General features: G+C 65.9%; 11 protein-coding genes. 9 read left to right on the forward strand and 2 right to left on the reverse strand.

All coding sequences use genetic code 11. The features are described 5' to 3' along the window. Positions 1-96 precede the first annotated feature (96 nt). From Q352_RS0110520 to Q352_RS0110560, 9 genes are all read left to right on the forward strand, one after another. On the forward strand, positions 97-762 hold the full coding sequence (locus Q352_RS0110520) for a MarC family NAAT transporter (protein ID WP_051528862.1): 666 nt from the start codon (positions 97-99) through the stop codon (positions 760-762). 88 nt (positions 763-850) lie between these two features. Further along, entirely contained in the window at positions 851-1786 is a 936-nt protein-coding gene (msrP, locus tag Q352_RS0110525) for a protein-methionine-sulfoxide reductase catalytic subunit MsrP (RefSeq protein WP_211249618.1), read from the forward strand. Continuing rightward, on the forward strand, positions 1786-2403 hold the full coding sequence (msrQ, locus tag Q352_RS0110530) for a protein-methionine-sulfoxide reductase heme-binding subunit MsrQ (protein ID WP_028499314.1): 618 nt from the start codon (positions 1786-1788) through the stop codon (positions 2401-2403). Before msrP ends, msrQ begins: the two co-directional genes overlap by 1 nt. A 183-nt stretch (positions 2404-2586) precedes the next feature. After that, positions 2587-2790, forward strand: a complete 204-nt coding sequence (locus Q352_RS0110535) for a hypothetical protein (protein WP_028499315.1) — start codon at positions 2587-2589, stop codon at positions 2788-2790. An 84-nt stretch (positions 2791-2874) separates the two neighbouring features. After that, on the forward strand, positions 2875-3567 hold the full coding sequence (locus Q352_RS0110540; protein ID WP_028499316.1) for a peptidoglycan DD-metalloendopeptidase family protein: 693 nt from the start codon (positions 2875-2877) through the stop codon (positions 3565-3567). Between the two features lie 56 nt (positions 3568-3623). Beyond that, positions 3624-4265 carry a paraquat-inducible protein A gene (locus tag Q352_RS23900; RefSeq protein WP_051528864.1) on the forward strand — a complete coding sequence of 214 codons (642 nt, stop codon included), beginning with the start codon at positions 3624-3626 and terminating at the stop codon, positions 4263-4265. Next, positions 4262-4924, forward strand: coding sequence for a paraquat-inducible protein A (locus Q352_RS20655; RefSeq protein WP_036385979.1), 663 nt, complete (start codon positions 4262-4264; stop codon positions 4922-4924). Before Q352_RS23900 ends, Q352_RS20655 begins: the two co-directional genes overlap by 4 nt. Beyond that, the gene (locus Q352_RS0110555; RefSeq protein WP_036385982.1) at positions 4908-6554 is read left to right on the forward strand and encodes a PqiB family protein; all 1647 of its coding nucleotides are present in this window, start codon (positions 4908-4910) and stop codon (positions 6552-6554) included. The genes Q352_RS20655 and Q352_RS0110555 overlap by 17 nt, the downstream gene beginning before the upstream one ends. Beyond that, positions 6551-7114 carry a PqiC family protein gene (locus tag Q352_RS0110560; protein ID WP_028499319.1) on the forward strand — a complete coding sequence of 188 codons (564 nt, stop codon included), beginning with the start codon at positions 6551-6553 and terminating at the stop codon, positions 7112-7114. Before Q352_RS0110555 ends, Q352_RS0110560 begins: the two co-directional genes overlap by 4 nt. A 65-nt stretch (positions 7115-7179) precedes the next feature. Here the strand turns inward: Q352_RS0110560 and Q352_RS0110565 are convergent, their stop codons facing one another. Both Q352_RS0110565 and fdxH read right to left on the reverse strand, forming a co-directional pair. Continuing rightward, positions 7180-7806 carry a formate dehydrogenase subunit gamma gene (locus Q352_RS0110565; RefSeq protein WP_028499320.1) on the reverse strand — a complete coding sequence of 209 codons (627 nt, stop codon included), beginning with the start codon at positions 7804-7806 and terminating at the stop codon, positions 7180-7182. Further along, the coding region (fdxH, locus tag Q352_RS0110570; protein ID WP_028499321.1) for a formate dehydrogenase subunit beta at positions 7803-8492 on the reverse strand (690 nt) is incomplete at its 5' end. The genes fdxH and Q352_RS0110565, both read right to left, overlap by 4 nt.

Below are 8492 nucleotides of genomic sequence, written 5' to 3' on the forward strand. Positions count from 1 at the left end.
GTAGGGGGAAATGGCGGCGGATGGCATCCCGGGGGAAAACCGATTTCCCCTCCGGGCGTTAGCCGCTATCCTGCCTGCTCGCTGTGGAGCTTTTCGATGCTGCTGTCCTCGTTGTCTGCCTTTGTTTTTGCCACGGTGATCGGCCTGCTGCCGATTATCAACCCGCTGTCGACCACGGCGCTGCTGCTGGCCATCACCCACGACCTGACACCGGCCGAGCGCAAGCGGCAGGTGACGCTGGCGTGCGCCTATCAGGTCGGCATCCTGACCACTTTCCTGCTCGCCGGCGAGCTGATCATGACTACCTTCGGCATCTCCATTCCCGGGCTGCAGATCGCCGGGGGACTGGTGGTCAGCTTTATCGGTTTCCGCATGCTGTTTCCCGACGAGCAGCCGCTGCCGCGCAAGGTGCACGAGGAAGCGCGCGCCAAGCCGGATGTCGCCTTCACCCCGCTGGCCATGCCGATGCTGGCCGGCCCCGGTTCGATCGCGGTGGTGATCGGCATGTCGTCGTCGATTCGCGACCTGTCGCGCGGCGCGATGTGGATGGGCTTCGTGTCGGTCATCATCGGCATCCTGATCACGTCGGTGGTGTGCTGGCTGACGCTGCGCAGCGCCGGCTGGGTACAGCGTACGCTGGGCACCGGCGGCGTCAGCGCAGTTGGACGGATCATGGGGTTTCTGCTGATCTGCCTCGGCGTGCAGTTCATCATCAATGGCATCAGCAGTGTGGTTCACGGCTTCTCGACAACGCTGATCTGAGCCTTCTGCGGGCGGGCGTGAACGATGGTTGCCGCAGAAGGTCCACGACAGGGTATTGTCCGTTTTCGTCCCGGTGCCGGAGGTTGCCATGTCACTGATCCGTATCGATGATCCATCCGTGCCGCCCGCGTCGGAGATCACGCCGCAGGCGTGCTATCTCGATCGCCGTCGCCTGATGGCGACCGGGCTGGCGGCATCCGCCGGCCTGCTGTGGCCGGGGCTGGCTGCGGCAGCGCCCCTGTCCGGTACGCCGGGCCGCTATTCGACCAGCGAGGCGAAAACCCCGCTCGACGACATCACCCGCTACAACAACTTCTACGAGTTCGGCGCCGACAAGGGCGACCCGGCCCGCAACGCCGGTCACTTCAAGCCCCGGCCATGGGCGGTCGAGGTCGGCGGCTTCGTCGACCGGCCGCGCACCTTCTCGCTCGACGAGATCCTGAAGCTGGCGCCGCTGGAGGAACGCATCTACCGGCTGCGCTGTGTCGAAGGCTGGTCGATGGTGATTCCGTGGCTGGGCTTTCCGCTGTCGGCGCTGCTGAAGCAGGTCGGGCCGCAGTCGCGCGGCAAGTTCGTCGAGTTCGTCACCGTGTCGCGTCCGGCCGAGATGCCGGGGCAGCGGATGCTGCTGCTCGACTGGCCATACCGGGAAGGCTTGCGTATCGACGAGGCCATGCACCCGCTGGCCATCCTTGCCGTCGGCCTGTACGGCGAGACGCTGCCAAACCAGAACGGCGCACCGGTACGGCTGGTGGTGCCGTGGAAATACGGCTTCAAGAGCATCAAGTCCATCGTGAAGATCAATCTGGTCGAGCGTTCGCCGCAGACCAGCTGGATGAAGTCCGCGCCGGACGAATACGGCTTTTTCTCCAATGTGAACCCGGACGTCGATCACCCGCGCTGGAGCCAGGCAACCGAACGGCGCATCGGCGAGCTGTTCAAGCGCAAGACGCTGCCGTTCAACGGCTATGGCGAGCAGGTGGCCGGGCTGTATCGCGGGCTCGACCTGCGCAAATGGTTCTGATGCGCCGCCACTGGCCGCCTGCGCCCGCCCGGCTCAAGGCGCTGCTGTTCGCGCTGTGCCTGCTGCCGCTGGCCTCCATCGTCTGGCGGCTGCTGCTCGGCCACCAGACCAACCCGGTCGAGTTCCTCACCCGGGAAACCGGCTGGTGGACGCTGACCATGCTGATGATCACCCTGGCGGTAACGCCGCTGCGCCGGCTGAGCGGCTGGAACGCGGTGATCCGGTTGCGGCGCATGCTGGGGCTGTTCGCCTTTTTCTATGTGTCGCTGCATTTCCTGACCTATCTGTGGCTGGACCAGATGTTCGACCCGTTCACCATCGTCCATGACGTGGTCAAGCGGCCGTTCATTACGGTCGGCTTCGCCGCCTTCGCCATGCTGGTGCCGCTGGCGCTGACTTCGACCGATGGCTGGATGCGCCGGCTCCGGCGGCGCTGGGGGCAATTGCACCGCCTGGTCTACCCGATCGCCATCGCCGGGGTTGTGCACTTCTGGTGGCTGGTCAAGGCGGACATTCGCGAACCGGCGCTGTTCGCCATGGTGCTCGGCGTGCTGCTGGGGACCCGCCTGTTCTGGCGCTGGCGGCAGGGGCGGTCCGCCGTCGCGGGGCACGGGTAGCCGCGGCGAAACCACCCGGTCGCCAGGCACGCGCACCGGGTCGGCCGGCGCGGGGCCGGATCAAGAAAGTCACAGATCGTCATGGACTTGCGGTTGCGGCGATGCAACAGCCATGCTATTAAAGTTGTCGCTGTACAGCCGCCGCATCTGAACGAAATTGTTGCCTTTTACAAGGAAACGTTCATGAACCGAAGCACCGGTTATAGCTCGCTGAATACGGCCTCCCTCAAGGAAATCGAGCAGACCACGGGGTTCTCGCTCGGGCCGTGGCGCGAACGCTTCATGCATCGTCCGATTACCCGGACGGACCGCAAGCAGGCAGAGGCCCGCCGCTTTCACGAAGACCTGGACGCGCTGCTCGACGCCGTTTACGGCAAGCGCGATTAGCAACCGCCCTGCCGGACCCGCCACGGTCCGGCATCACACTGCACGCATCCGGCCATGGCGCCGGCTGATGTTAGAATCCGCCGCATGCGCTTTCTTTCCTCGGCCCTGCTCGCCTGCCTTCTTGCTGCCTGCGGCACAACCGGCTCCAGCCAGCCGGTCGCCGCCGGCTACTATCGGGTCAAATCCGGCGACACGCTGTACCGCATTGCCGTCAATCACGGCCGCAGTGTCGGTGAGCTGACCCGCTGGAATGGCCTGGGCGATGCCTCGCGCATCGAAACCGGGCAGGTGCTGCGGGTTTCGCCACCAACCGGCGCTTCCCGCCCGTCCGGCGGCACGGCATCGAAACCGTCGACGACAAAACCCGCACCGAAACCGTCAAGGATACCGCCGCCGGCCGAGCCCGCGCCGGCATCGGGCATCAGCCTGGCCTGGCCGGCCAAAGGGCAACTGGTCGGTCGTTTTGACGGCAGCAGCAACAAGGGCATCGACATCGCCGGTGCCGCCGGCGACCCGGTCTATGCTGCAGCGGCCGGCAAGGTGGTGTACGTCGGGCGTGGCATCCGCAGCTACGGCAATCTGCTGATCATCAAGCACAACAACGACTACATTTCCGCCTATGCGCACAACCAGACCCTGATCGCGCGGGAAGGGCAGTCGGTGCGCAAGGGGCAGAAGATCGCGACCATGGGCGACACCGCCAGCAACCGGGTCAAGCTGCATTTCGAGCTGCGCCTGCGCGGCAAGGCGGTGGACCCGCTGCCATACCTGGACTGACGCCGACGCCGGCGTGACGTATTCTTGAAGCTGTTTCTTCCTGCAGGAGAGAGGCGTTGCCTGATGCTCGCGTCGACCTGCCTTCCCTGAACGCCGGCGACAATATCGTCGCCTGCCACGAGTGCGACCTGGTACAGCGGCTGCACTATCCGCCGCGTTCGCGCGTGGTGCGCTGCGCCCGCTGCGGCGGCGTGCTGCTGCGGCATGACCCGAACGAGATCTCCCGCACTCTGGCGCTGGCGCTGGCATCGATGATCATGTTCATCGTGGCCAATGCCTTCCCGATCGTGGCCATCGACATGCAGGGCAATACCACGGCCAGCAGTCTGGCCAGCGCCGTTCGCCATCTGTGGCTGGACCGGATGTATCTGGTCGCCATCCTGGTGGCGGTCACCACCATCGTCGCCCCGGCCGGCATTCTCGGCATGCTGGTCTATGTCCTCGGTGCGGTCAGGCTTGGCCTGCGCCCACCGGCCGCACCGCAGGTGCTGCGCTGGCTGCACCTGTCGCGGCCATGGGGGATGATCGAGGTGTTCCTGCTCGGCGTGCTGGTCTCGGTGGTCAAGCTGACCCACTACGCCAGCGTGATGCCCGGCCTGTCGCTGTGGGCGCTGCTGCTGCTGATCCCGATGATGGCCGGCATGTCGGCGTCGTTTCATCCCGACGCGATCTGGCGCCGGCTGGGGAGCCTGCGGTGACGGTGTGGCGCACGGCGCGACAGCGCGGACTGGCCAGCTGCCATGCCTGCGGTTTGCTGTCACGGCTGCCGGCCGACGGACACGGCCATTGCCCGCGCTGCGATGCGATGCTGCACGTGCGCAAGCCGGCCAGCCTGGCACGCGCGTGGGCGCTGCTGCTGGCGGCAATGATCCTGTATATCCCGGCCAATGCGCTGCCGATCATGATTACCGGCTCCATCGTCGGCGTGCAGGCCGATACCATTCTCAGCGGCGTGGTCTACCTGTGGATCAGCGGCTCCTGGCCGCTGGCGCTGCTGGTGTTCTTCGCCAGCATCATGGTGCCACTGCTGAAAATGATCGCGCTGACGCTGCTGCTGATCACCACCCAGCGCCGCTCGACCTGGCTGCCGCAGCAGCGGCTGAAGCTGTACCGGCTGGTCGAGTTCGTCGGCCGCTGGTCGATGCTCGACATCTATGTCGTCGCCATTCTGGCCGCGCTGGTGCAGATCCAGTCGCTGGCTTCCATCAATCCCGGGCCGGGCGCCGTCGCTTTTGCGGCGGTGGTGGTGCTGACCATGCTCTCGGCCCTGAGCTTCGATCCCCGCCTGATCTGGGATCCGCTCGATGATCAACCGGATGTGGACCGTCCCGGAGAGCCGCATGTCGCAAAACCCTGAGCAGGACGCACTGGATGCGCTGCCCGTCGCCAGCGAGGACCCGCCGAAAAAGCGCTCGCTGCAGCTGGTATGGATCATTCCGCTGGTCGCCGCGCTGATCGGCGGCTGGCTGGCGGTCAAGTCGGTACTCGAGCGCGGACCGGTCATCACCATCACCCTGCTGTCCGCCGAAGGGCTGGAGGCCGGCAAGACCAGGATCAAGTACAAGGACGTCGATATCGGCGTGGTCAGCCATGTCGCGCTGTCACCCGACCGCAAGCATGTGGTCGCAACCGCGGACATGGCCAGGGACACTGGCTCCATGCTGCTGAAGGACACCCGCTTCTGGGTGGTCAAGCCGCGTATCGGCGTCGGTGGCGTGTCCGGGCTCGGTACCCTGCTGTCCGGCGCCTATATCGGCATGGATATCGGCAAGTCGACCGAGGAGCGGCGGAACTTCGCCGGACTGGATGTGCCACCGGTAGTGACCGGCGAGCTGCCGGGTCGCCAGTTCACGCTGTACACCACCGATATCGGCTCGCTGGGGGTCGGTTCGCCGGTCTATTTCCGTCGCATCCAGGTCGGGCAGGTCACGGCATTCCAGCTTGATGCCGACGGGCGCAGCGTCACCCTGCGCGTGTTCATCAACAGCCCGTACGAGAAATACGTGACCAGCAGCAGCCGCTTCTGGCAGGCGAGCGGGCTGGATGTCAGCATCGATGCCAACGGTGTGAAACTGCAGACCGAATCGCTGGCAGCCATCCTGGCCGGCGGTATCGCCTTCCAGGACGCCAGCGACCTGCCGGCCGGTCAGCCGGCGAAGGAAAACACCTCGTTCCGGCTGGCGGCGGACAAGGTGCAGGCGATGAAGACGCCGGATACCGATACCCGCACCTTCCTGATGTATTTCACCGAGAGCCTGCGCGGGCTGTCGGTCGGTGCGCCGCTGGACTTCCGCGGCATCGTCATCGGTGAGGTCAAGTCGATCGATCTCGAATACGACCCGAAGGGCCGAAAACTGTTGTTCCCGGTCGAGGTGGCGATTTACCCGCACCGGTTGCAGGCGCGCTATCGCCGGCCGCAGGATCAAAAGCTGGCCGACTCCTCCGAGGAACACCAGCGCAAGCTGCTGGATGCGATGGTCGAACACGGCTTCCGCGGCCAGTTGCGTACCGGCAACCTGCTGACCGGGCAGCTGTATATCGCGCTCGACTTCTTCCCGACCCTGCCGAAAACCACAATCGACTGGCGTCAGGAACCGCATGTGCTGCCGACCACGCCGGGCAGCTTTGGCGAATTGCAGAACTCGGCCGCCAGCATCCTGAAGAAGATCGACAAGATCCCGTTCGACGAGATCAGCCGCGAGTTGCGCGTCGCCATTCGCGACCTGAACCGCGCCATCAACAGCAGCGACAAGCTGATCCGCCGCCTCGACGGCGAGGTCGCGCCGGAAGCGGCGGCTACGCTGGCCCAGGCGCGGCGGACGCTGGACACTGCCCAGGGCACGCTGGCGCAGGACGCACCGCTGCAGCAGGACCTGCGCGGCACGCTGCGCGAGGTTGGCCGCGCGGCGGAATCGCTGCGCAACCTGACCGATTACCTAGAGCGCAACCCCGAAGCGCTGCTGCGCGGAAAGGAAAAAGACCAATGAGACGCTCCGTTGTTCCGATGATGCTGGTGGCGGCGCTGGCCGCCTGCGCCTCGCCGAGCCCCCGTTTCTACAGCCTGGCCGACAGCTCGCTGCCGGTCGGCGCCTCCGCGTCGGCGCAGGTGAAGCTCGCACTGGTCGCGGTGACCGTGCCGGACGCCGTCGACCGGCCGCAGCTCGTCGTGCGCCAGGACGGCGCGCTGCGGATCATGGAGCAGCGGCGCTGGCTGCAGCCGCTGCGCAGCGATATCGCCATGGCACTGCGTGCCGATCTGGCGACGCGGCTGGGCATGGCCGTGGCGGGGCCGGGGCAGGCTGCAGGCCAGGAGGCGGTCTACCGGCTGACGGTGGATATCCAGCGTTTCGACTCGACGCTCGGGGGACCGGCGGCGCTGGAGGCGCTGTGGACCCTGACCCGTGCCGGGGGCGCGGCGGTCGACAGCGGCCGGGTCGCCCTGAGCGACCGTGCCGCCGACGGCAGTTATGACGCGCTGGTTGCGGCTCATGGCCGGATGCTGGCGGAACTGGCCACGCGTATCGCGGCAGCCGTACCGAAGTCCTGACAACGAGGGGTGAACACCATTGCGGGCGCCTTGTGGGCGCCCGCAATGGTGACCGGGGAGGCAGCCTACTTGCGCTGTCTGGCCTGCATTTCGCGGAACCATTTCGGATGGTGGCTGCGCGCCCAGCTGGCGGTGACCACGCCTTCGACCATGGCCCGGATCGTGCCCTTGACCCAGATTGCCGCATAGACGTGGATGATGATGCCGGCGATCAGGATCAGCGCCGACCAGGCATGGAACAGCAGGGCCAGGCGGATCAGCGGGATCGGGAACATCGGCGCGAAGTACGGTCGCCACATGATGAAGCCGGTGACCAGCATCACCAGCAGGCAGCCGGCCATCAGCCAGAACATGCCTTTCTGGCCGCCGTTGTACTTGCCGGTGTCGCCGACCTCGCCGCCCTTCAGCACCGTGCCGACCGCCATCATCCACTTGATGTCCTCGCGGTTGACCAGGTTGTGCTTCCAGTAGCGCAGGAACATGACCGAGAAGCCGGTGAACATCACCACGCCGACGAACGGGTGGATGATGCGCGCCAGTTGCGGCGTGCCGAACACGCCGGTCAGCCAGAAGAACGCCGGATAGAACAGCGCCAGACCGGACAGCGCCAGCAGCACGAAGCAGAAGGCAACGATCCAGTGGTTGATCCGCTCGATGGCGCGGTAACGGACAATGAGGTTTTCACGGCTCATTTCGGTTGCTCCTCATCGTTGTCGTCATCGGTGCGGTTCGGGCCCACGGTGATGTAATGGAAGAAGCCGAACAGGCCGGCGGCGGCGATGCCGACGGTGGCCAGCGGCTTCAGCAGGCCCTTCCACAGGCTGACCACCGGGCTGATGGCCGGATCTTTCGGCAGGCCGTGATACAGCTCCGGCCGGTCGGCGTGGTGCAGCACGTACATGACGTGGGTGCCGCCGACGCCTTGCGGATCGTACAGCCCGGCGTTGTCATAGCCGCGCGACTTCAGGTCCTCGACCCGTTCGCCGGCGAAGGTCTTCATGTCCTCCTTGCTGCCGAAGCGGATCGCGCCGGTCGGACAGGTCTTGACGCAGGCGGGTTCCTGGCCGACCGACACCCGGTCGGAACACAGCGTGCACTTGTACGCCTTGTTGTCGACCGGATTCAGACGCGGAATGTTGAACGGACAGCCGGAGATGCAGTAGCCGCAGCCGATGCAGTTCTCTTCCTGGAAGTCGACGATGCCGTTGCTGTACTGGATGATCGCGCCGGGCGACGGGCAGGCCTTCAGGCAGCCCGGTTCGCTGCAGTGCATGCAGCCGTCCTTGCGGATCAGCCATTCCAGCTTGCCGTTTTCCTCGACCTCGGCATAACGCATCACCGTCCACGACTGGGCGGTGAGGTCGGCCGGGTTGTCGTA

Source organism: Microvirgula aerodenitrificans DSM 15089 (assembly GCF_000620105.1).
Classification (GTDB): domain Bacteria; phylum Pseudomonadota; class Gammaproteobacteria; order Burkholderiales; family Aquaspirillaceae; genus Microvirgula; species Microvirgula aerodenitrificans.

Bases quoted from the DNA above. Each gene is read 5' to 3' on its own strand.
- Q352_RS0110520 (WP_051528862.1), top strand. From the start codon at position 97: ATGCTGCTGTCCTCGTTGTCTGCCTTTGTTTTTGCCACGGTGATCGGC.
- msrP (WP_211249618.1), top strand. From the start codon at position 851: ATGTCACTGATCCGTATCGATGATCCATCCGTGCCGCCCGCGTCGGAG.
- msrQ (WP_028499314.1), top strand. From the start codon at position 1,786: ATGCGCCGCCACTGGCCGCCTGCGCCCGCCCGGCTCAAGGCGCTGCTG.
- Q352_RS0110535 (WP_028499315.1), top strand. From the start codon at position 2,587: ATGAACCGAAGCACCGGTTATAGCTCGCTGAATACGGCCTCCCTCAAG.
- Q352_RS0110540 (WP_028499316.1), top strand. From the start codon at position 2,875: ATGCGCTTTCTTTCCTCGGCCCTGCTCGCCTGCCTTCTTGCTGCCTGC.
- Q352_RS0110555 (WP_036385982.1), top strand. From the start codon at position 4,908: ATGTCGCAAAACCCTGAGCAGGACGCACTGGATGCGCTGCCCGTCGCC.
- Q352_RS0110560 (WP_028499319.1), top strand. From the start codon at position 6,551: ATGAGACGCTCCGTTGTTCCGATGATGCTGGTGGCGGCGCTGGCCGCC.
- Q352_RS0110565 (WP_028499320.1), bottom strand. From the start codon at position 7,806: ATGAGCCGTGAAAACCTCATTGTCCGTTACCGCGCCATCGAGCGGATC.